Source organism: Salmonella bongori NCTC 12419 (assembly GCF_000252995.1).
Lineage (GTDB): Bacteria > Pseudomonadota > Gammaproteobacteria > Enterobacterales > Enterobacteriaceae > Salmonella > Salmonella bongori.
The window spans coordinates 1824253-1845773 of the sequence record NC_015761.1; the positions used below are offsets into that span (position 1 = coordinate 1824253).

At 52.6% G+C, this 21521-nt stretch carries 23 protein-coding genes; 11 read left to right on the plus strand and 12 right to left on the minus strand.

The window, feature by feature from the left end:
• Nucleotides 1-105: 105 nt before the first annotated feature.
• From SBG_RS08565 to SBG_RS08580, 4 genes are all read right to left on the minus strand, one after another.
• A complete protein-coding gene (locus SBG_RS08565) occupies nucleotides 106-243 on the minus strand; it encodes a hypothetical protein (RefSeq protein WP_020844458.1) in 138 nt (45 codons plus the stop codon).
• A gap of 433 nt (nucleotides 244-676) precedes the next feature.
• On the minus strand, nucleotides 677-1123 hold the full coding sequence (locus tag SBG_RS08570) for a YcgN family cysteine cluster protein (protein ID WP_042917341.1): 447 nt from the start codon (nucleotides 1121-1123) through the stop codon (nucleotides 677-679).
• Between the two features lie 92 nt (nucleotides 1124-1215).
• Entirely contained in the window at nucleotides 1216-1875 is a 660-nt protein-coding gene (locus SBG_RS08575) for a fumarylacetoacetate hydrolase family protein (protein ID WP_000284322.1), read from the minus strand.
• Between the two features lie 66 nt (nucleotides 1876-1941).
• Nucleotides 1942-2235 (minus strand): YcgL domain-containing protein, encoded by a 294-nt coding sequence (locus SBG_RS08580; protein WP_024135031.1) that lies wholly within the window; start codon nucleotides 2233-2235, stop codon nucleotides 1942-1944.
• A gap of 125 nt (nucleotides 2236-2360) precedes the next feature.
• Between SBG_RS08580 and minC the strand changes: the two genes are divergently transcribed.
• The 3 genes from minC to minE are packed head-to-tail and all read left to right on the plus strand — an operon-like array spanning nucleotide 2361 to nucleotide 4174.
• Nucleotides 2361-3068, plus strand: coding sequence for a septum site-determining protein MinC (gene minC, locus SBG_RS08585; RefSeq protein ID WP_000072529.1), 708 nt, complete (start codon nucleotides 2361-2363; stop codon nucleotides 3066-3068).
• Nucleotides 3069-3091: 23 nt separating this feature from the next.
• Nucleotides 3092-3904, plus strand: a complete 813-nt coding sequence (minD, locus tag SBG_RS08590) for a septum site-determining protein MinD (RefSeq protein ID WP_000101045.1) — start codon at nucleotides 3092-3094, stop codon at nucleotides 3902-3904.
• A 3-nt stretch (nucleotides 3905-3907) separates the two neighbouring features.
• Nucleotides 3908-4174 carry a cell division topological specificity factor MinE gene (minE, locus tag SBG_RS08595; protein ID WP_001185666.1) on the plus strand — a complete coding sequence of 89 codons (267 nt, stop codon included), beginning with the start codon at nucleotides 3908-3910 and terminating at the stop codon, nucleotides 4172-4174.
• 122 nt (nucleotides 4175-4296) lie between these two features.
• On the opposite strand, the gene rnd is transcribed toward minE, so the two are convergent.
• From rnd to SBG_RS08620, 5 genes are all read right to left on the minus strand, one after another.
• Nucleotides 4297-5424 carry a ribonuclease D gene (gene rnd, locus SBG_RS08600; protein WP_001109118.1) on the minus strand — a complete coding sequence of 376 codons (1128 nt, stop codon included), beginning with the start codon at nucleotides 5422-5424 and terminating at the stop codon, nucleotides 4297-4299.
• Nucleotides 5425-5496: 72 nt separating this feature from the next.
• Nucleotides 5497-7182 carry a long-chain-fatty-acid--CoA ligase FadD gene (gene fadD / locus SBG_RS08605; protein WP_015702905.1) on the minus strand — a complete coding sequence of 562 codons (1686 nt, stop codon included), beginning with the start codon at nucleotides 7180-7182 and terminating at the stop codon, nucleotides 5497-5499.
• A 204-nt stretch (nucleotides 7183-7386) separates the two neighbouring features.
• A complete protein-coding gene (locus tag SBG_RS08610; RefSeq protein WP_000290589.1) occupies nucleotides 7387-7968 on the minus strand; it encodes a Slp family lipoprotein in 582 nt (193 codons plus the stop codon).
• Between the two features lie 68 nt (nucleotides 7969-8036).
• Nucleotides 8037-8732, minus strand: coding sequence for a tRNA (adenosine(37)-N6)-threonylcarbamoyltransferase complex dimerization subunit type 1 TsaB (gene tsaB, locus SBG_RS08615; protein ID WP_001221011.1), 696 nt, complete (start codon nucleotides 8730-8732; stop codon nucleotides 8037-8039).
• Nucleotides 8733-8789: 57 nt separating this feature from the next.
• Nucleotides 8790-10700 (minus strand): ATP-dependent DNA helicase, encoded by a 1911-nt coding sequence (locus SBG_RS08620; protein ID WP_000128794.1) that lies wholly within the window; start codon nucleotides 10698-10700, stop codon nucleotides 8790-8792.
• 130 nt (nucleotides 10701-10830) lie between these two features.
• Here SBG_RS08620 and SBG_RS08625 point away from each other — a divergent pair, with 130 nt between their 5' ends.
• Complete coding sequence (locus SBG_RS08625; RefSeq protein WP_000158030.1) at nucleotides 10831-11175, plus strand: RidA family protein; 345 nt, start codon at nucleotides 10831-10833, stop codon at nucleotides 11173-11175.
• A 5-nt stretch (nucleotides 11176-11180) separates the two neighbouring features.
• Here the strand turns inward: SBG_RS08625 and SBG_RS08630 are convergent, their stop codons facing one another.
• Nucleotides 11181-11360, minus strand: coding sequence for a YoaH family protein (locus SBG_RS08630; RefSeq protein WP_000457329.1), 180 nt, complete (start codon nucleotides 11358-11360; stop codon nucleotides 11181-11183).
• 80 nt (nucleotides 11361-11440) lie between these two features.
• On the opposite strand from SBG_RS08630, the gene pabB reads away from it, so the two are divergent.
• The 4 genes from pabB (at nucleotide 11441) to SBG_RS08650 (ending at nucleotide 16767) form a co-directional block, all read left to right on the plus strand.
• Nucleotides 11441-12805: an aminodeoxychorismate synthase component 1 gene (pabB, locus tag SBG_RS08635; protein ID WP_000978471.1), complete on the plus strand. Its 1365-nt coding sequence runs from the start codon at nucleotides 11441-11443 to the stop codon at nucleotides 12803-12805.
• A 3-nt stretch (nucleotides 12806-12808) separates the two neighbouring features.
• The gene (locus SBG_RS08640) at nucleotides 12809-13387 is read left to right on the plus strand and encodes a CoA pyrophosphatase (protein WP_000381535.1); all 579 of its coding nucleotides are present in this window, start codon (nucleotides 12809-12811) and stop codon (nucleotides 13385-13387) included.
• A gap of 267 nt (nucleotides 13388-13654) precedes the next feature.
• Nucleotides 13655-15019: an L-serine ammonia-lyase gene (sdaA, locus tag SBG_RS08645; protein ID WP_000624279.1), complete on the plus strand. Its 1365-nt coding sequence runs from the start codon at nucleotides 13655-13657 to the stop codon at nucleotides 15017-15019.
• A gap of 149 nt (nucleotides 15020-15168) precedes the next feature.
• Nucleotides 15169-16767 carry an EAL domain-containing protein gene (locus tag SBG_RS08650; RefSeq protein WP_001192537.1) on the plus strand — a complete coding sequence of 533 codons (1599 nt, stop codon included), beginning with the start codon at nucleotides 15169-15171 and terminating at the stop codon, nucleotides 16765-16767.
• 10 nt (nucleotides 16768-16777) lie between these two features.
• On the opposite strand, the gene yoaE is transcribed toward SBG_RS08650, so the two are convergent.
• Both yoaE and SBG_RS23460 read right to left on the minus strand, forming a co-directional pair.
• Nucleotides 16778-18337, minus strand: coding sequence for a CNNM family cation transport protein YoaE (gene yoaE, locus SBG_RS08655; protein WP_000421807.1), 1560 nt, complete (start codon nucleotides 18335-18337; stop codon nucleotides 16778-16780).
• The gene (locus SBG_RS23460; RefSeq protein ID WP_372450813.1) at nucleotides 18325-18657 is read right to left on the minus strand and encodes a protein YoaL; all 333 of its coding nucleotides are present in this window, start codon (nucleotides 18655-18657) and stop codon (nucleotides 18325-18327) included. Before SBG_RS23460 ends, yoaE begins: the two co-directional genes overlap by 13 nt.
• Nucleotides 18658-18808: 151 nt before the next feature.
• On the opposite strand from SBG_RS23460, the gene manX reads away from it, so the two are divergent.
• From manX to SBG_RS08675, 3 genes are read left to right on the plus strand one after another with little or no spacing between them, the layout of a single operon-like run.
• Nucleotides 18809-19780: a PTS mannose transporter subunit IIAB gene (gene manX / locus SBG_RS08665; RefSeq protein ID WP_000150518.1), complete on the plus strand. Its 972-nt coding sequence runs from the start codon at nucleotides 18809-18811 to the stop codon at nucleotides 19778-19780.
• Between the two features lie 52 nt (nucleotides 19781-19832).
• The gene (gene manY, locus SBG_RS08670; protein WP_000406919.1) at nucleotides 19833-20633 is read left to right on the plus strand and encodes a PTS mannose transporter subunit IIC; all 801 of its coding nucleotides are present in this window, start codon (nucleotides 19833-19835) and stop codon (nucleotides 20631-20633) included.
• Between the two features lie 12 nt (nucleotides 20634-20645).
• Nucleotides 20646-21497, plus strand: a complete 852-nt coding sequence (locus SBG_RS08675; RefSeq protein WP_015702906.1) for a PTS mannose transporter subunit IID — start codon at nucleotides 20646-20648, stop codon at nucleotides 21495-21497.
• Nucleotides 21498-21521 lie beyond the last annotated feature (24 nt).

Genomic DNA, 21521 nt, shown 5'->3' on the forward strand with positions numbered 1-21521 from the left:
GTTACGGGATGATTCACGTCGCGCGGGCGCAAAAAAACCGCCTGGCATAGTCTGCCAACAAAAATCGGGCAGCTGCATCAGGCGGTTGGTTAATAGCACAGGACGCTATCTACGAGGATCTTCAACTTCATTCTGGGTATCCGGGTCGAGAGGATCGTCTCCCTCGGGCGTCTCCGGAATGTTCTCGCCAGGAAGCGGTTCATCCTCTGGTAATGGATCGACTAAATCAGGACGTTCAGACATAAAGCCTCCAACGAACCATAGTTATTAAAGATACCCTACATTACTACTTTTGGTTTTTCTTTGGATTTTTTCCTTCGTCTTCGGGTGTCTTATCAGGCTTCCTGGGCTGATCCTTTGAAACGCGCAACGGTTGGTTATTCATGGGTAACTCCTCAGGATAGGCAGCGATATACTGCTTTGAAAGTATAGAGTCGCCGCCATACACACGCGAGCGTAACGGCAAGGAGCATCAGAGACGATGAGGCGGTAGTCATAACGCCAGGTCACGGAATTTGCACAAAATTACTGGTTTCAGCAGGTTCCGGACATAGATTAAAGAACTGTAAATAGAGCTGATGATATCGTGTAGCGTCTGATAGCGCTGCGTTTATCAGCCCTACACCACTCATATCACCCGTTGAAAAAGCACAAAGTATTCAGGGCGAACACTCGCTTATTCCGCCCACGACGGTTTGTTTAAAATATGCTCCTGCCAGTCCCGCACCTCAGATTCTTTTACCGCGATATGACGGACAGAAATTCGTTCGCCATGCATAGCGGCTTTTGATCCAGTGAGCAGCGGATGCCATGCCGGCAGGGTTTGGCCTTCCGCTAACAATCGGTAGGCGCAGGTCATCGGCAGCCATTCAAAGTCAGGCAGGTTGTCGCGAGTGAGCTTGATACAATCAGGCTCAAATTCAAAACGGCGTTCATAATGACGGCACTGGCACGTTTTGATATTTAATTGTCTGCACGCCACGTTGGTAAAGTAGATTTCATCCGTATCTTCATCCATCAGCTTGTGCAGGCAGCACTGACCGCAACCATCGCACAGCGACTCCCACTCGGCATCAGTCATTTCATCCAGGGTTTTACGTTGCCAGAAAGGTATATCGCTCATTAATGTATCCGCCATTGCTTTAAAGCTGCACCTTATAACCAGTCTGACCTGCAGATGCAAGTTTTACTGTCCCTGAAGGCGGCAAGCAGATTTTACAAAACGCGGGTAGACAACGATTCGCCATTAAAACGAATCTCCAGTTCATCACCGCTCTGCAGCGGCCCCACGCCTTCCGGCGTACCGGTTAGCACCACATCTCCCGCTTTCAGCGTAAAATAGCGGCTCATATAGGCGATAAGGGGTACAATGGGATGAATCATATCAGCGGTCGACCCTTGCTGGCGAACCTCGCCATTAACGTTAAGCCCCAGAACCGTATTTTGCGGATCGCCGCTAAAGGCCGATACAGGAATAAAGCCTGAAATGGGACACGCATTATCAAAGCCCTTGGCTTTTTCCCAGGGTTGCCCGGCCTTTTTCATATTTCGTTGAATATCACGCAGGGTTAAGTCAAGCGCAACCCCATAACCTGCTATCGCTTTACGTACATGATCTTCGGTCGCCTGACGAAGTGTTGCGCCAATCAGCACAGCCAGTTCAACTTCATGATGAACGGCGCCCATGTCTGCCGGAATCGCCAGCGGCTGGCGGATATCACACAATGCAGTCTCTGGTTTGATAAAAAGAACGGGCTCCTCCGGCGTCGCGCTCCCCATCTCTTTGATGTGTTTTGCGTAATTACTGCCCACACAAACCACTTTACTTACCGGGTAATCAAGCAGGGCACCTTGCCAGTTGCGATGTTGATACATTATGTTCCCCTAAGATCATTATGGAATTCAGGCGAGGCGTCGCGTCAACGCGACGCCGAATACCCTTTAACGGTCAGCGCGCGGCGTATTTATCCCCACCGTAGAAAGGTGCTGTTTTAGCAAATCTTCCGGCGGCGGCGGCAATTGTAAATAATAGCCCTGCTCGCTTAACGCCTGTTTTACTTTTTCGAGCTCGGCATTGACTAATTTTTTACGCCCATCAAGCGGCAAAATCATTGCTAACTGCGGCTGACCAAATCCCTTCATCAACGCGTCGGGCACCCGCGAGAAATCGTCTTTTTTTTCGACATACAAATAAGTTTGATCGCGCTTGCTACTTCGATAGATCACACAAAACATACTTTTACTCTGAATTAACGGGATGGTGACTTGCCTCAATATAATACTGACTATAACATGCCTTCTGGACTTCGGAATATCACTCCGTCCCGGAGATGATAAACAGCAAATTGAGTAAGGCCAGGATGTCAAACACGCCAATCGAGCTTAAAGGCAGTAGTTTCACCTTATCAGTGGTTCATTTGCATGAAGCGGAACCAGAGGTTATTCGTCAGGCGTTAGAAGACAAAATTGCGCAGGCTCCTGCATTTTTAAAACACGCCCCTGTCGTCATTAACGTTAGCGGTCTTGAAAGCCCGGTAAGCTGGCCGGAATTGCACAAGATTGTTACCTCAACCGGCTTACGCATTATCGGCGTTAGCGGCTGTAAAGACGCCAGCCTGAAAGCAGAAATCGATCGGATGGGCCTTCCTTTACTGACTGAAGGTAAAGAAAAAGTGGTACGACCTGCGCCCGTTGAGCCTGCAACGCCCAGCGAGCCGCCACAAAACGCTAATCCCATCACAAAAACGCGATTAATTGATGTTCCGGTTCGTTCCGGTCAGCGTATTTATGCTCCACAATGTGATCTGATTGTTACAAGCCACGTCAGCGCTGGCGCAGAGCTTATCGCTGATGGCAATATCCATGTCTATGGCATGATGAGAGGTCGCGCGCTGGCAGGGGCGAGCGGCGATCGGGAAGCGCAAATTTTTTGTACCCATCTGGCGGCAGAACTGGTGTCTATCGCAGGGGTGTACTGGCTGAGTGATAATATCCCGGCAGAATTTTATGACAAAGCGGCTCGCCTGCGTTTAGCAGACAACGCTTTGACAGTTCAACCGTTGAATTGATCCCTTTTTAACAAGGAATTTTTATGGCACGCATTATTGTTGTTACTTCGGGTAAAGGGGGCGTTGGCAAGACCACCTCCAGCGCGGCCATCGCTACAGGTTTGGCCCAGAAGGGAAAGAAAACTGTCGTTATTGATTTTGACATCGGACTGCGTAACCTCGATTTGATTATGGGGTGCGAACGTCGTGTCGTTTACGATTTTGTAAACGTCATTCAGGGCGATGCGACACTGAATCAGGCGCTGATCAAAGATAAGCGTACTGAAAATCTCTTCATTCTTCCGGCGTCTCAGACCCGGGATAAAGATGCCCTGACGCGCGAAGGCGTCGCAAAGGTGCTTGACGATCTCAAAGCCATGGATTTTGATTTCATCGTTTGCGATTCGCCGGCGGGTATCGAAACCGGGGCGCTGATGGCGCTCTATTTTGCCGATGAGGCGATCATTACGACTAACCCGGAAGTCTCTTCTGTCCGCGACTCGGACCGTATTCTGGGCATTCTGGCGTCGAAATCCCGCCGCGCGGAAAATGGTGAAGAACCCATTAAAGAACATCTCCTGTTGACACGCTACAATCCTGGTCGCGTAAATAAAGGCGACATGCTCAGCATGGAGGATGTACTGGAAATTCTGCGTATTAAACTCGTTGGGGTGATTCCGGAAGATCAATCCGTACTGCGGGCATCCAACCAGGGCGAGCCGGTAATTCTTGACGCCACGGCTGATGCGGGTAAAGCCTATGCAGATACCGTAGATCGTCTGTTGGGAGAAGAACGTCCTTTCCGCTTCATTGAAGAAGAGAAGAAAGGTTTCCTCAAACGCCTGTTCGGAGGATAAATTATGGCATTACTGGATTTTTTTCTCTCGCGGAAAAAGAGTACCGCTAATATTGCAAAAGAGCGGTTGCAAATCATTGTCGCGGAACGTCGCCGTAGCGATGCCGAACCACATTATTTACCACAGTTACGCAAAGATATTCTTGAGGTCATTTGTAAATACGTACAAATTGATCCGGAAATGGTCACCGTTCAGCTTGAGCAAAAAGACGGCGACATTTCGATCCTTGAACTTAACGTAACGCTGCCGGAAGCCGAAGAGTCAAAATAAGCTCTTTTATGGGAAAATTCCTGGATTAAAAAAGGCAGAAAATCTGCCTTTTTATTTTCCTGCGTCTGCTCCGCGGGTAAGACTATTTATTTACCCCGCTATTTTCCCGCTACTGGCCCGCGTTAACGCGGATACTCCAGTAACAGACTCGTTAGCTTTTCCACCATCAGGTTGGCCCGCCAGCCGGAGACCAATTCCGGCAGTCCGTTTTGCGGCTTTAATTTCCAGTGCCAGTTAAGTAACTGGTTAATCTGCCGACGTGATGCCAGTAGCTCGCCACTCACATGATGCGCCGCACTGACGTCGGCCACCAGCGCTTTGATGGCCTTAAACGCTTTGCGATAGCCCGGCATGTCCATCAGATTCAACAGTGGTTCCGGCAACGCCTCTTCCGGCAGCGCCTGCGCTTTCGCCACCAGCGATATTAGCGTCTTACCATGAAAACGAATTTCGCTGCCGGAAAGCCCCAGGCTATCCAGTTCGCCGAGACTCCCTGGCATATAACGCGCGACCGCCCACAGATTTTCTTCACGCACAACAAAGTTTACCGCCATATCGCGTTCGCGCGCCTTACGCAGCCGCCAGTCAGTTAAAAGTTGCAGGCAGGCCAACTGGCGAGTACGCAGTTGCCAGGCATTGGTGATATCCCGCCATGCCTCCTCCGGCGCCTGGATCTCCTGACGGCGCTGCTGCATCAACCGACATTCATCAAGCGCAGCAGGCAGCCATCCTGCAGCTTCAGTTTCAATCATCAATTTTTTGGCAATCGGTAACAGATACCAGACATCCGCCGCCGCATATTCGCACTGGCGTTCGCTTAAAGGCCGGGCCAGCCAGTCGGTACGGGACTCGCTTTTATCCAACGCCACGCCCGTGTACTCTTCCACCATTGATGCAAAGCCCCACGATAATGGACGGCCGCAAAATGCCGCCAGAATTTGCGTATCAATCAATGGTTCCGGCAGTTCGCCAAACGCCTTCAGAAACACTTCCAGATCTTCGCTGCCCGCATGAAGAAATTTGGTGATTCCAGCATCTCGTAGCACCGCTTTTAACGGCGACCAGTCGGTGATGCCGATCGGATCGATCAGAGCGACATGCGCGCCATCAAATAACTGGATCAATCCTAACTGCGGATAATAGGTACGGGTACGGACAAATTCAGTATCTAAAGCAATAGCCGGACATGCGCGGACAGCTGCACACAGGCTCGCCAGCGCGTCGTCCGTTTCAATCATTTGGTAATTCAAATCGTGTTCTCTATGGTTCGCGCCAAAAAAAACGCCGGTTAAACCGGCGTCTTCCGTTAGCTGACTTAACGCTCAGGCGTTATTGTCTACTTTGCTGCGGGCTTCGTCACGTAGTTCTCGTCGTAAAATTTTCCCAACGTTGGATTTTGGTAATTCCTCACGAAACTCCACCAGCTTAGGGACCTTATATCCGGTCAGATGACGGCGACAGAAAGTGATTAGTGCCTCGTCAGTCAACGCGGAGTCTTTCTTTACCACGAAAATCTTCACCGCTTCGCCACTGCTACCGGAAGGCACTCCCACCGCCGCCACCTCCTGCACACCTGAATGCTGCATCACCACATCTTCAATTTCATTTGGATAAACGTTGAAGCCAGAAACCAGAATCATATCTTTCTTACGATCGACAATCCGCAGAAAGCCTTCTTCATCCATCACGGCAATATCGCCCGTATGCAGCCAGCCATCTTTAATGATTTCATCCGTCGCGTCAGGCCGCTGCCAGTAACCCAGCATCACCTGTGGGCCTTTCACGCAGAGTTCACCTGCCTCGCCAGGCGCGACCTCGTTATCCTCGTCATCCACCAGCCTGGCTTCTGTTGACGGTACCGGCAGGCCGATACTGCCGCTGTGATAGTCGATGTCATGAGGGTTTACGCTTACCAACGGGGCGCACTCAGTCAACCCGTAGCCTTCCAGCAAGTACTGCCCGGTCAGCTTAACCCAGCGCTCCGCAACGGCATTTTGCACTGGCATCCCTCCACCGGCAGACAAATGAAGCGAGGAAAAATCCAGTTGCTGAAACTCTTTATTATTGAGTAAGGCGTTGAACAGCGTGTTAACGCCGGTCATCGCCGTAAACGGATATTTTGCCAGCTCCTTGACCAGACCGGGGATATCGCGCGGATTGGTGATAAGCAGGTTCTGCCCGCCCAGCTCAATAAAAAGCAGGCAGTTCATGGTTAAGGCAAAAATGTGATACAGCGGCAGTGCGGTCACCACCAGCTCTTTCCCCGGGTGAAGCAACGGCCCGTAAGTCGCCTTCACCTGTTCCAGATTCGCCAGCATATTGCGGTGAGTCAGCATTGCCCCTTTCGCCACGCCCGTCGTACCGCCGGTGTACTGGAGAAAAGCCAGATCTTCGGCGATGACCTCCGGTTTTACGTACTGCATACGGTAGCCATGCTGTAGCGCGCTACGAAATGAGATCGCGTCTGGCAAATGGTACTTCGGCACCAGCCGCTTGATGTATTTCACGACAAAGTTAACAACCGTCCCTTTGGCGGTCGAAAGCTGATCGCCCATACGCGTCAGAATCACGTGCTGTACCGACGTTTTCTCAACCACTTTTTCCAGCGTATGGGCAAAGTTCGACACAATGACGATTGCCGCCGCGCCGCTATCGTTAAGCTGATGCTCAAGTTCGCGCGGCGTGTAAAGCGGATTAACGTTCACTACAATCATTCCGGCGCGTAAAATACCAAATAGCGCGACGGGATACTGCAACAGGTTTGGCATCATCAGCGCGACACGATCGCCTTTTTTTAGCCCCAGCCCTTGTTGTAAATAAGCTGCAAATGCCCGACTCCGTTCTTCTAATTTACGGAAGGTCATCACCTCCCCCATATTGATGAACGCAGGCTGATCGGCATAGCGCGCTACCGCATGTTCAAACAGTTCAACCAGGGATTGATAACGGTCAGGGTTGATCTCCGCCGGAACATCAGCGGGATAACGGTTAAGCCAAACCTTTTTCAATGCATCACCTCTAAAATGAGTGTTCGTCGTCATCACAACCCCAGTTAATAAACAAGTCATTAACATTATATTAACTCAGCGTACCAGTTTATTAATTACACAGCTACAAGGTTGCGAAGCGCGTCACTATTTATTTTTATTATATTTCTATGAATGCAGAAACAGCGGACCAGCCGCTGTTTCTTTTATTGATAAAACAAAGAATTACTCTGTTACTATCGTCTGAACCTCTGCGGGTCCAGGGTTATACCATCCCCAGCCGCCATAGCCATAAGGCCAGACACGCCCGCCATAAAACCATGGATCAATCGGCTGTGGAGGCATGACAACCTGCTGAACAAGATGCCACCGCTTGTAACCAGTCGCCTGCATCAGCATAAATTTATACGGCGTATTGCCGATTTTACCGTCAACCGTTCCGGTTATCGGGCCGACTACGGTCACTAACTGACCACGGAAATCCACCGGGTCCAGAAAACCGTTCACATCCGCAAAAATTCTGCCGCGTGAGGCCTCGCCCAGAACCGGGCGCGCGCCGCTGTCGAGCGGGACAGTAGCAATTTCAAGCCGGGTTTTTCCCTGCTGATTTTGCACCGCGACAACTTTACCGCCGAAACGCGCCTCTTGCCCGATATAGAGCTGCGGCGCATTCATGACCCGTACCAAATCCTGCTGCGGTGTCGGACTCGACCCTTTAATGGCATCCGGGATAGTCCCGCAACCGCTCAGCATAAGCGCAAAAGCGCACGCCAGCGCCCCTTTTATTAACCGCTTTTGAACCGCCATGATGCGACTCCTTTTTTCTACACCTATTCCACCCTACTCCATAAAACCGAGGGTAATAGTAGTGAGAGTCATTCTTTGCCGGGAAGTTTCTTCCACGCCACCTCGTTACGTAAATAAACCGGCTCAGCATGTTCTACAGCAACCGTCTCTCCTGCCGCCAGCTTTTGACTGGCGATGGACAGCATATCTTCAGCGACCGGGAGCAATATCTCCCCATCATAAAGCGACAATCCGCAGCCCTGTGCCAGATCGGGCCAGGCAGACCAGCCCGTGCCCACCGTCGCCCACCTGCCAGAGAGCTGTTGCAGCCGCTCGCCGACCTGCGCCGGCTTCAGCACCGCTTCTGTCGTCTCCCCCTGCCAGATACCCTGCTCATCGCGCTGGTATTCCGCCCAGTACACTTCGCCCATTCTTGCATCAATGGCGGCAAGCACGCGTGTTGCACCGGTTTTACGCCACGCCCCCTGGGCCATTGTGGCAAGCGTCGAAATACCAATCATCGGCAGATTTGCCCCCAACGCCAGCCCTTGCGCAATACCGATGCCAATACGCACGCCGGTAAAGCTGCCCGGGCCGCGTCCAAAGGCTAGCGCATCTATCTCATTGAGCGAGGCACCGCTGGCGGCCAGAATCTCCTGCACCATTGGCAGGATACGTTGAGTGTGTTCTCGTGGACAAAGCTCAAAATGAGCATTGATAGTACCGTTATTCCACAGGGCGACAGAACAAGCCTCTGTAGCGGTATCGATAGCCAGAATTCGCATGGGGTTTCGTGCTTAGATCAATAAAATAGCGCGTATCTTACCATACTTAGTAACAAATTACTCGGCAGATGGCATCGCAAGAAAGCGAACGACACGGGCGATATCACGCGTGCGCGGCGCAGGTGGCAAGCTGGCGAGAAATGTGGCGCCATAGGGCCGCATCACCAACCGGTTATCACAAATTACTAACACCCCGCGATCGTCCGCATCGCGAATCAGCCGCCCCACGCCCTGCTTCAACGTAATCACCGCATCGGGCAACTGAACATCGTCAAACGGATCGCCGCCGCGTAGACGACAGTCTTCCATTCGCGCTTTTAACAGCGGGTCGTCCGGGGAGGTAAACGGCAATTTGTCGATAATCACCAAAGATAACGTATCGCCGCGCACGTCCACCCCTTCCCAGAAGCTGCTGGTGGCGACAAGTAGCGCGTTGCCCGCGCTCACAAATTGCTGTAACAGCTGCCCTTTGCTGGTTTCCCCCTGTAACAACACCGGGAGCGCCATGGTAGCGCGAAACTGCTCCGCCAGCTCACGCATCATCGCGTGCGACGTGCACAGCATAAAACAACGTCCGTTATTGGCTTCGATAATCGGTCTTAACATTGCCGCCAACTGCCGCGCCGCGCCGGGCTGATTGGTTTGCGGCAAATTACGCGGCACGCAGAGTAACGCCTGACGCGTATAGTCAAAGGGGCTGGGCAACAGCATGGATTCCGCCTGCTCAATCCCCAGACGGGCAGTAAAGTGGTGGAGATCATCATTTACCGACAGCGTGGCTGAGGTAAAAATCCAGCTGCCCGGCTTTTGTTCCATCACCTCTTTAAATTTGTCCGCCACGGTGAGGGGCGTCAATGCCAGAGTGAAATGGCGCGAGGTACATTCATACCAGTAGCTGTATCCCGGCTGATTGATCTCTTTTAAGCGTTTAAGCCGCGCACGATATAGCGTGGCGCGCTCAAAGGCCGCATCCAGCAGCGCCGACCGACCCAGCGACAACTTCGCCACGTCGTAACAAAGCTCCAGCGTATCATCCAGCAGTAAAAATGCCCGCTGGATACGTGGGTCGGCCAGCAGTTCACGCAAATTGCCCCGATAGCCAGGCTCCCCCAGTTGCAGACGAAAATCCTGCGCACTTTGGGCGAGACGGTCGGCGCATTTCTGCAACTGTTGAGTGTCTTTCAGTTCCGTCCGGTAGGCAATGGTGATGTCTTTTGCTAAATCCAGCAACTGACGGCTGGAGAGCGATTGTCCGAAATACTGGCTGGCGATGTCAGGCAGTTGGTGGGCTTCATCGAAGATCATTACTTCAGCCTGAGGGATAAGTTCGCCAAACCCGCTCTCTTTTACCACCATATCCGCAAGAAAAAGATGATGGTTCACCACCACCACATCTGCGTCCATCGCTTTTTTACGCGCTTTCACCACAAAGCACTCTTTGTAAAGCGGACAATCGCTACCAAGACAGTTATCGTTGGTGCTGGTGACCAGCGGCCAGGCCTGGGAATCCTCCGCCACGCTAACACAGGTACTGATATCACCATCCAGCGTCTGGTTAGACCAGGAGCGAAGCAATATCACGTCGCTTAATGTTTGTACTGGCAAATCACCGCCGGCCAGCGCCTGTTGTTCCAGCCGCTCCAGACAAAGGTAATTTGACCGTCCTTTCAACAGTGCCGTTTTACCGGTAAACGCCAGCGCTTTTGCTACCGTGGGCAGATCGCGACTGTAGAGTTGATCCTGTAGCGCTTTTGATCCGGTCGAAATAATGACTTTTTTCCCGGCGCGCAATGCCGGAGCAAGATAAGCGTAGGTTTTCCCGGTCCCGGTACCGGCTTCAACGACCAGAGGCTGCGCCTTTTCAATCGCCTCTGTTACCGCAACCGCCATTTGTCGCTGTGGTTCGCGCGGTTTAAAACCAGTTATCGCTTTAGCCAGTTGGCCATCTGCTGCAAAATCGTCCGTCACACTGCCCCCTGTTAATTTGCACAGGGATTATGTCAGGGTGAAGAGGCTTACGCCAGTTGCAGAGGTGACGGCGACGCGACATTATGGCAGTCTTGCGCCATCCAAATGAAAAGTAAATGAGGAATAAATAATGACTATCGTGCGTATTGATGCCGAAGATCGTTGGTCAGACGTGGTGATCCACAATAATACGTTGTGGTACACCGGCGTACCGGAAAACCTGGACGCCGATGCTTTTGAACAAACGGTGAATACGCTGGCACAAATTGATGCAGTACTGGAAAAACAGGGCTCCAGTAAATCCCGTATTCTGGACGCCACGATTTTCCTGAGTGATAAAGCGGATTTTGCCGCCATGAATAAAGCATGGGATGCATGGGTTGTCGCAGGTCATGCGCCGGTACGCTGTACTGTCCAGGCCGGTCTGATGAACCCGAAATATAAAGTTGAGATTAAGATTGTCGCAGCGGTATAAATCCGTTATTCATCTTCATCCTCAAACCGCGCCACTATCCGTTCGCCGGTATGGCTGGCGCGAAGTTCATCCGCCACTTGCGCGATAGCCTGCCCGCTACTCATGCCTTGCGACATCAATTCCTGGATACGTTCTACCGCTTTTTGCTGTTGTTCATGGCTGAGTGAAGGTAAACCTGCAAACATGATTAACTCCTGTTAAATTGTCAGTGCTAATTATTTCACGCTACCCGGCGGTAAGCCAGTAGTGTCGTAACGAGTCAGGAATGATGAAGACGTTATCTCCCACTGTTATCACCTTACCCTGGCGTCAGGACGCCGCTGAACACTATTTTGCGCCCATAAGCCAGTTGCCCTGGGCGATGTTGCTGCATTCCGGTAATGCCCTTCATCCGTATAATCGCTTTGATATTCTGGTTGCCGATCCCATCACCACCCTGATCACGCGGGCAAAAGACACCACGGTACGCACAGCTCACAGCACCACCGTCAGCCTCAACGATCCGTTACAGATTTTACAGTCACAGCTGGAGGCGCTGTCTTTTCATCCTCTGCCTGATCCTGACCTACCGTTCCAGGGCGGCGCGCTGGGTCTGTTTGGTTACGATCTGGGCCGACATTTCGAAGATCTGCCCGCTCTCGCCGCGCAGGACATCGCTTTACCCGATATGGCGATCGGCATTTACGACTGGGCGCTCATTGTCGATCACCAAAAACAGGCCGTGTCACTGATAAGCTATCACGATGCAGACGCCCGTTATCGCTGGCTCATTAGCCAGCGTGCGCCGACCCGGGCGCCCTTTACGCTGACCTCGGCCTGGCAATCCAATATGACGCGCCGCGAGTATGGTGAAAAGTTTCGCCAGGTGCAGGCCTGGCTGCACAGCGGCGACTGTTACCAGGTCAATCTTGCCCAGCGTTTTCAGGCAAGTTATGAGGGTGATGAGTGGCAAGCTTTCGAACGCCTTAACCGCGCAAATCGCGCGCCGTTTAGCGCCTTTCTTCGTCTCCGTGACGGCGCCATATTAAGCCTTTCTCCTGAGCGTTTTATCCAGTTGGAGAACGGTCACATCCAGACACGTCCAATTAAAGGTACGCTTCCACGGCGCCATGAGCTGCAGGCGGATCGCCTGCAAGCACAAAAATTGGCAAACTCGCCGAAAGATCGCGCCGAAAATCTGATGATCGTCGATCTGATGCGTAACGACATTGGTCGGGTCGCCGTTCCGGGGTCGGTGAGAGTCCCGGAGCTGTTTGTCGTCGAACCGTTTCCCGCCGTTCACCATCTGGTCAGCACCATTACCGCTCGCTTACCGGACTCGCTTCATGCTACAGACCTGCTGCGTGCCGCCTTTCCCGGCGGTTCCATCACTGGCGCGCCTAAAGTGCGAGCGATGGAAATTATCGATGAACTGGAGCCGCAGCGACGCAACGCCTGGTGCGGCAGCATTGGCTATCTGAGTTTCTGCGGCAACATGGATACCAGTATTACCATTCGAACACTCACCGCGACACAGGGCCAACTCTATTGCTCTGCCGGCGGCGGTATCGTGGCGGATAGCACGGAAGAAGCGGAATATCAGGAAACCTTTGATAAAGTTAATCGTATCCTGCATCAACTGGAGAATTAATACGTGGATACCAGCCGTCTGACGCTCGATCATTTCTTATCACGTTTTCAGCTTCTGCGTCCGCAGATGCCCCATGAAACGTTAAATCAACGCCAGGCCGCCGTACTGATCCCCGTGGTACGCCGTCCCCAACCAGGCCTCCTGTTGACCCAGCGAGCGATTCATCTGCGCAAACACGCCGGGCAGGTCGCTTTTCCCGGCGGTGCCGTAGACAGTACCGACGCTTCACTTATCGCCGCGGCGCTTCGTGAAGCACAGGAGGAGGTCGCTATCCCGCCGCAAGCCGTAGAGGTGATTGGCGTCTTACCACCGGTAGACAGCGTGACGGGTTTTCAGGTCACGCCAGTGGTCGGGATTATTCCGCCAAACTTGCCCTGGCGCGCCAGCGAAGACGAAGTATCTGCGGTTTTTGAAATGCCGCTGGCGCAAGCGTTGCAACTGGGGCGATATCACCCGCTTGATGTCTACCGCCGCGGCAATTCGCACCGCGTATGGCTCTCCTGGTATGAGCATTATTTCGTCTGGGGCATGACTGCGAGTATTATTCGTGAACTGGCGCTGCAAATTGGCATGAAGCCCTGACTGTACACAACGACATTCACATTGATTGCCTCAAGGCGGTAACAATCGCATCCCCCAGAGAGGCAGCCTGAAGGATAACGTGTATATACTTAACTTTACGCGCGCAAGACACGACTTGAGATTACTGTCGCAATATTAGTAAAAACGCGGTTACCCATTAGTTTAATTCATGTGAATAGTTAAGCCGATGGCGGCGTTCCCTCTTACACTATGCGCAGTTATAACATCGTAACCGGAAGCTCCGGTTGCCCTGTCAGGAGTATTATCGTGATTAGTCTATTCGACATGTTTAAGGTAGGGATTGGTCCCTCCTCTTCCCATACTGTTGGCCCGATGAAGGCCGGTAAACAATTCGTCGATGACCTGGTCGAAAAAGGATTACTGGATAACGTTACCCGCGTCGCTGTCGATGTCTACGGCTCGCTGTCGCTGACGGGGAAAGGTCACCATACCGATATCGCCATTATTATGGGACTGGCGGGAAATGAACCCGCTACCGTGGATATTGATAGCATCCCCGGTTTTATTCGCGACGTTGAAACGCGCGAGCGTCTGCTACTGGCTCAGGGCCGTCAGGAAGTCGATTTTCCAAAAGATGACGGAATGCGTTTTCATAATGGCAATTTGCCGCTTCATGAAAATGGAATGCAAATCCATGCCTGGCAGGGTGACACGGTCATTTATAGCAAAACATACTACTCCATCGGCGGGGGCTTTATCGTTGATGAAGCGCATTTCGGTCAGGAAGCGACGAATGAGGTGACGGTCCCTTATCCGTTTAAGTCGGCGAAAGAAATGCTGGAATATTGCAGCAGTACAGGCCTTTCGCTCTCCGGCATGGTGATGCAAAACGAACTGGCGCTGCACAGCAAAAAAGAGATTGAAGACTACTTCGGTCATGTCTGGCAAACCATGCAAGCCTGTATCGATCGCGGTATGAATACCGAAGGCGTACTGCCAGGACCGCTGCGTGTACCGCGCCGCGCTTCTGCACTGCGTCGTATGCTGGTTGCCAGCGATAAGCTTTCCAGCGATCCAATGAATGTCATTGACTGGGTGAACATGTTTGCCCTGGCGGTGAACGAAGAAAACGCGGCGGGTGGGCGTGTTGTAACGGCGCCAACCAATGGCGCGTGCGGCATCGTTCCTGCGGTACTGGCTTATTACGACCATTTTATTGAGTCTGTCAGCCCGGATATTTACACCCGCTACTTCCTGGCGGCTGGCGCTATTGGCGCGCTATATAAGATGAATGCGTCCATTTCCGGCGCGGAAGTCGGCTGTCAGGGCGAGGTAGGCGTCGCCTGTTCGATGGCGGCGGCAGGCCTTGCTGAACTGCTGGGCGCCAGCCCGGAACAAGTTTGCGTCGCGGCTGAAATCGGCATGGAGCATAACCTGGGACTGACCTGCGACCCGGTCGCCGGCCAGGTGCAGGTACCGTGTATTGAGCGTAACGCCATCGCCTCGGTTAAAGCGATCAACGCCGCGCGTATGGCGATGCGTCGAACCAGCGCGCCGCGCGTCTCGCTGGATAAAGTCATCGAAACGATGTACGAAACCGGAAAAGATATGAACGCGAAATACCGCGAGACCTCGCGCGGCGGGCTGGCCATTAAGGTCCAGTGTGATTAAACGCCGCATCGGCTGTTAACGCTCTCCTTTCGCCCATCTGCTACAGATGGGCAAAATTTTTGTCTCTTGCTCGTCGACTCCCTGTTTCCCCACTACACTTGCTGTGTCGCGGTTGGCTTTTGTTGCCAACGGCTTATTGGGCGGCCCGCATGCAAACAGCACAACGGATCATCAATAACTATCGCCGTAATCGTTTCATTGTTTGCACGATTTGTGCAGTGGTCACGCTCATTTTTACGCTGAGCATCCGATTTATTTCGGAGCGGAACTTAAATCACCATCGTACAGTCGCGTTTGCAAATCATGCCGTTGACGCGCTGGATAATGTGCTACATCCTCTACAGGCTGGCCGCAACGTGCTGCTTCCCTTGCTTGAATTGCCATGCGCCAGCGCGCATCTGCCGCTGCGTAAGCAAGCTGCCCGCCTCCAGACCATTCGTTCTATCGGACTGGTGAAAAACGGAATTCTCTACTGCTCAAGTATTTTTGGCGCCCGCCATGTTCCTGTGCGCCAGCTCCAGCCCGATCTTCCCGCCGCCGCCGATCTGCTGCTGCTTTCGACGGATCAATCCTTACTCAAGGGAAGCCCTATTCTCATCCAGTGGTATCCTGCTTCCCCGGATGGCCTGAATGGCGTGATGGAAATCGTCAATATTGACTTGCTGACGACCATGCTACTTGAGCCACAGCAACCGCAGATTACCAACGCCAGTCTGACGGTCGGCAAACGGCACCTGTTATATGGCCTGGGTGTGGTCGAGGAGCTTCCGCCATTAAAAGATGAAGAGCGCTACTCGCTCTCATCGCAGCACTTCCCTTTTACTATCAGCGTCACCGGACCATCGGCGGGCGAACTGGCGTTCAAACATCTGCCGACGCAGCTCCCCCTGGCCGTCTTGCTTAGTCTGTTGATCGGGTATATCGCATGGCTGGCGACAGCCAGCAGAATGAGCTTTTCCTGGGAGATTAATCTGGCCCTGGCCGAACGGGAGTTTGAGCTATTTTGCCAACCGCTGCTTAATGCGCGGACACAGCACTGTACCGGCGTTGAGATCCTGTTACGCTGGAACAATCCGCGCCAGGGCTGGATCTCGCCGGATGTTTTTATCCCCATTGCTGAAGAGCATAACCTGATAGCGCCGCTCACCCGCTATGTTATTGCGGAAACCATTCGGCAGCGGCACTACTTCCCTGTGAGTCACCAGTTTCATATCGGCATTAACGTTGCGGCGAGCCATTTTCGACACGGTGTGCTTCTCCGGGATCTTAATCAGTACTGGTTTAGTGCGGAACCTGTTCAGCAACTGGTGCTGGAGCTCACAGAGCGCGACGCGCTGCTTGACGTTGATTATCGACTGAGGCGCGAACTACATTGCAAGGGTGTGAAGTTAGCGATCGATGATTTTGGCACAGGAAACAGCTCACTCTCCTGGCTGGAGAAGCTACGTCCGGATATTTTGAAAATTGATAAATCCTTTACCGCCGCCATCGGCACCGATGCGGTAAATTCAACCGTGACCGATATTATTATCGCACTGGGGCAAAAACTGAATATTGAACTGGTTGCGGAAGGCGTCGAAAGCCAGGAACAGGCACAACATCTGCGCCAGCATGGCGTTCAGACGTTGCAGGGTTATCTCTATGCGAAACCGATGCCCATTAGCGAATTTCCGCAATGGCTGGCGGGCAGAACGCCGCCGCCCGCCCGGCATAACGGACATATTATGTCCGCTATGCCGCACTTATAGCCTGGCGACGTTATTCCTCTTCGTCGTGAGCAGGCTGTTCTTTAACAATACGAACCAGATCCACGCGATAATCGTTGGCCTCGACAATCGTTATCCGCAGCGGCGGAACGTCAATGACATCCCCTATGCGAGGAATATGTCCATTCGCGGCAATCACTAATCCCGCGACTGTCGCAATATCGCCCTCTTCATTTACCAGATTATCCATCTCCAGCGCCTGCTGTAACGCATGGAGATCGGTGCCGCCCTTCACTATCCAGCCATCGGCATCGGCCACAATTTCCGGCGTTTCATCGGCATCCGGAAACTCGCCGGCAATCGCTTCCAGCACATCCAGCGGCGTAACCAGTCCCTGCACCACGCCAAACTCGTTAGTGACGATAACGAAACTGCCGCGTGCCCGGCGCAGAACACCTAACAAATTGATAGGGTCAAGTGTTTCCGGCACCACGATCGCCGGGGAAGATGCGGCAACAGCAGCAACATCCGCGCCCTCTTCCAGCGCCACCAACAACTCTTTCGCCCGCACGATACCGATAATTTCATCCAGCTCGCCCCGGCATACCGGGAACAAACTATGCGGAGAGGAGAGCAATTGCTGACGAATTTCAGCTACGCTAAGATTCGCATCCACCCAGCTGATTTCGCCTCGCGGCGTCATAATGCCGCGCAGGGAGCGCGATGCCAGAGTCAGGACGCCGTTAATCATGTAGCGTTCTTCTTCGGCGAAGGCACCTTCCGGTGTCGATATCGCAGCCGGGCTATCCGTCTCATGCTGCGTATTCGCCTGGCGTTTTCCCCCCATCAGTCGCAGGATAGCGTCCGCAGTACGCGCGCGCAGTGGCAACGTGGACTGGTGGCGAATAAAGTTGCGGCGCGCAATCTGGTTAAATACCTCAATAATGATTGAGAAACCAATTGCCGCGTACAGGTAGCCTTTCGGAATATGAAAGCCAAACCCTTCCGCCACCAGACTCAAGCCAATCATCAGCAGGAAGCTCAAGCAAAGCACCACAACCGTCGGATGTTGGTTGACAAAACGGGTCAGCGGTTTTGACGCCAGTAGCATCACCGCCATCGCAATCACCACCGCCGCCATCATGACCGGCAGATGGTTCACCATACCTACCGCCGTAATAACAGCGTCGAGCGAGAAAACCGCATCCAGGATGACAATCTGCGTCACCACGACCCAGAAACTCGCATAACCTTTACCGTGGCCGGTGTCATGTTCACGGTTTTCCAGGCGTTCATGCAGCTCAGTGGTCGCTTTAAACAGCAGGAATATCCCGCCCAATAACATAATTAAATCACGGCCGGAGAAGGTAAAATCCCAGACGGTAAAAATCGGCTTTGTTAAGGTCACCATCCACGAGATCACGGACAGTAGCGCCAGACGCATAATCAGCGCCAGCGACAGACCAATCAGGCGCGCTTTGTCACGCTGCTTCGGCGGCAGTTTATCAGCCAGGATAGCGATAAAGACCAGGTTATCAATACCCAGTACGATTTCAAGAACGACAAGCGTGAGTAATCCCGCCCAAATTGAGGGATCCATTAATAATTCCATGACAAGCTCCTGCTTAAGGAATGACTAAACGGCGCCCACAACATCTCAAAGGATGCAGGCGGTAACGCGATAAACAAAGTAAGGTTATGGCAAGACATGCCAGATTGACAGGCGCAAAACGGCCAAAAAGTGAAATGACGTCGGTGACGATCCATACAACGGGCTGCTGCCCTATACTCCATTCTAATTAAACGGAAGCTAAACATAACAGAGACAACTGGTTTTTGGCAAAGATTTACCTTCCTTTGCAAAGAGATGTAACCGGGATATTTTACACTTCGAAATTTCTCATTATCGAAAACAAAATTACGGATCTCCATCACACAAAATATTTTTTTCGATATCTAAAATAATTCACGAAAATCATGCGTTTTTCGTTGTAACCCTTATCTGAATCGATTCGATTGCGGACGGCGATTCAAAAATACATCTGTCACGTTGATGTGTTGACAATAATAAAGGAGGTAGCAAGTGACCATTGCTATTGTTATAGGCACACATGGTTGGGCTGCAGAGCAGTTACTTAAAACAGCCGAAATGCTGTTAGGCGAGCAGGAAAACGTCGGCTGGATCGATTTCGTTCCAGGCGAAAACGCTGAAACGCTGATCGAAAAGTACAACGCTCAGTTGGCAAAACTCGATACCAGTAAAGGCGTGCTATTTCTCGTTGATACATGGGGAGGTAGTCCGTTTAACGCTGCCAGCCGCATTGTCGTCGATAAAGAGCATTATGAGGTAGTTGCCGGCGTCAATATCCCGATGCTGGTCGAAACGTTTATGGCCCGCGATGACGATCCGAGTTTTGACGAACTGGTGGCGCTGGCGGTGGAAACCGGTAGCGAAGGCGTAAAAGCGCTGAAAGCGAAACCGGTAGAGAAAGCTGCGCCGGCCCCCGTCGCTGCGGCTACGCCAAAAGCTGCCACCCCGGCAAAACCCATGGGGCCGAATGATTATATGGTCATCGGACTTGCCCGTATTGATGACCGACTCATTCATGGCCAGGTCGCCACCCGCTGGACCAAAGAAACCAATGTCAGCCGTATTATTGTCGTGAGTGATGAGGTTGCGGCGGATACCGTACGTAAAACGCTGCTGACGCAGGTTGCGCCTCCGGGCGTCACCGCGCACGTGGTTGACGTTGCGAAGATGATTCGCGTTTACAACAATCCGAAATACGCCGGCGAACGCGTGATGCTTCTGTTTACCAATCCTACCGACGTCGAGCGCATCGTTGAAGGCGGGGTCAAAGTTACCTCTGTGAACATTGGCGGTATGGCTTATCGCCAGGGCAAAACCCAGGTGAACAACGCTGTTTCCGTCGACGAAAAGGATATCGAAGCCTTTAAAAAGCTCAACGAGCGCGGCATCGAGCTTGAGGTGCGTAAAGTTTCCACCGATCCAAAACTGAAAATGATGGATTTAATTGCCAAAGTGGCGAAATAACCGCCGGCATTTAATTAGCTTTCACACTTAAGATAGCAATAGGAGAAGTACAATGGAGATTACCACTCTTCAGATTGTGCTGGTGTTCATCGTCGCATGTATCGCAGGTATGGAGTCGGTACTTGATGAATTTCAGTTCCATCGCCCGCTGATCGCCTGTACCTTAATCGGCGCCGTTCTGGGGGACATGAAAACCGGTATTATCATCGGCGGTACTCTGGAAATGATCGCGTTGGGCTGGATGAACATCGGTGCTGCCGTTGCGCCTGATGCCGCACTGGCGTCCATCATCTCTACCGTTCTGGTCATCGCCGGGCATCAAAGCATTGGCGCCGGTATCGCGCTGGCGATTCCGCTGGCGGCGGCAGGCCAGGTACTGACCATTATCGTACGTACCATTACCGTGGCATTCCAGCACGCGGCGGACAAGGCGGCTGAAAATGGCAACCTGACGGCGCTCTCCTGGCTGCACGTCTCTTCCCTGTTCCTGCAAGCAATGCGTATCGCTATCCCGGCGGTTATCGTTGCCATCTCCGTAGGCACCAGCGAAGTACAGGGGATGCTGAATGCAATTCCTGAAGTCGTCACAGGCGGCCTGAACATCGCCGGCGGCATGATCGTCGTGGTTGGTTATGCGATGGTCATTAATATGATGCGCGCAGGTTACCTGATGCCGTTCTTCTATCTCGGTTTCGTCACCGCGGCATTCACAAACTTCAACCTGGTCGCACTGGGTGTTATCGGCGCAGTGATGGCTATTCTTTACATCCAGCTGAGCCCGAAATACAACCGTGTCGCGGGCGCGCCTGCGCAGGCTGCTGGCAATAACGATCTCGATAATGAACTGGACTAACAGGTGAGCGAAATGGTTGATATGACTAAAACTACCACCGAGAAAAAACTCACTCCGAGCGACATTCGCGGCGTATTCCTTCGTTCTAACCTGTTCCAGGGATCATGGAACTTCGAACGTATGCAGGCGCTCGGCTTCTGCTTCTCTATGGTGCCGGCGATTCGTCGCCTGTATCCGGAGAATAATGACGCGCGTAAACAGGCCATTAAACGTCATCTGGAGTTCTTTAACACCCATCCTTACGTTGCGGCGCCAGTACTGGGCGTAACGCTGGCAATGGAAGAAAAGCGTGCGAACGGCGCGGAGATTGATGATGGTGCCATCAACGGTATCAAAGTCGGTCTGATGGGGCCTCTGGCAGGCGTCGGCGACCCTATCTTCTGGGGTACCGTTCGTCCGGTATTCGCCGCGCTGGGTGCTGGTATTGCAATGAGCGGCAGCCTGCTCGGTCCGCTGCTGTTCTTCATTCTGTTTAACCTGGTGCGCCTGGCGACCCGTTATTACGGCGTGGCTTATGGCTATCGCAAAGGCGTCGATATCGTTAAAGATATGGGCGGCGGCTTCCTGCAAAAACTGACTGAGGGGGCGTCAATCCTCGGCCTCTTTGTTATGGGGGCACTGGTTAACAAGTGGACGCATGTGAATATCCCGCTGGTGGTCTCCACCATTACGGGTCAGGATGGTCAGACCCGCGTTACCACCGTGCAAACCATTCTCGACCAGTTGATGCCGGGTCTGGTTCCGCTCCTGTTGACCTTTGCCTGTATGTGGCTGCTGCGTAAGAAAGTTAACCCGCTGTGGATTATTGTGGGCTTCTTTGTCATCGGCATCGCCGGTTACGCTGTCGGTCTGCTGGGCCAGTAAGACTGCTGTATACTACCGGGGCCA

Coding starts and splice junctions, on each gene's coding strand:
- SBG_RS08625 (WP_000158030.1), top strand. CDS start 10,831: ATGACTATCGTGCGTATTGATGCCGAAGATCGTTGGTCAGACGTGGTG.
- SBG_RS08650 (WP_001192537.1), top strand. CDS start 15,169: ATGCAAACAGCACAACGGATCATCAATAACTATCGCCGTAATCGTTTC.
- pabB (WP_000978471.1), top strand. CDS start 11,441: ATGATGAAGACGTTATCTCCCACTGTTATCACCTTACCCTGGCGTCAG.
- yoaE (WP_000421807.1), bottom strand. CDS start 18,337: ATGGAATTATTAATGGATCCCTCAATTTGGGCGGGATTACTCACGCTT.
- SBG_RS08565 (WP_020844458.1), bottom strand. CDS start 243: ATGTCTGAACGTCCTGATTTAGTCGATCCATTACCAGAGGATGAACCG.
- SBG_RS08580 (WP_024135031.1), bottom strand. CDS start 2,235: ATGTTTTGTGTGATCTATCGAAGTAGCAAGCGCGATCAAACTTATTTG.
- SBG_RS08575 (WP_000284322.1), bottom strand. CDS start 1,875: ATGTATCAACATCGCAACTGGCAAGGTGCCCTGCTTGATTACCCGGTA.
- tsaB (WP_001221011.1), bottom strand. CDS start 8,732: ATGCGAATTCTGGCTATCGATACCGCTACAGAGGCTTGTTCTGTCGCC.
- manY (WP_000406919.1), top strand. CDS start 19,833: ATGGAGATTACCACTCTTCAGATTGTGCTGGTGTTCATCGTCGCATGT.
- SBG_RS08675 (WP_015702906.1), top strand. CDS start 20,646: ATGGTTGATATGACTAAAACTACCACCGAGAAAAAACTCACTCCGAGC.
- SBG_RS08610 (WP_000290589.1), bottom strand. CDS start 7,968: ATGGCGGTTCAAAAGCGGTTAATAAAAGGGGCGCTGGCGTGCGCTTTT.
- minE (WP_001185666.1), top strand. CDS start 3,908: ATGGCATTACTGGATTTTTTTCTCTCGCGGAAAAAGAGTACCGCTAAT.
- SBG_RS08570 (WP_042917341.1), bottom strand. CDS start 1,123: ATGAGCGATATACCTTTCTGGCAACGTAAAACCCTGGATGAAATGACT.
- SBG_RS23460 (WP_372450813.1), bottom strand. CDS start 18,657: ATGGAGATCCGTAATTTTGTTTTCGATAATGAGAAATTTCGAAGTGTA.
- SBG_RS08630 (WP_000457329.1), bottom strand. CDS start 11,360: ATGTTTGCAGGTTTACCTTCACTCAGCCATGAACAACAGCAAAAAGCG.
- minC (WP_000072529.1), top strand. CDS start 2,361: ATGTCAAACACGCCAATCGAGCTTAAAGGCAGTAGTTTCACCTTATCA.
- minD (WP_000101045.1), top strand. CDS start 3,092: ATGGCACGCATTATTGTTGTTACTTCGGGTAAAGGGGGCGTTGGCAAG.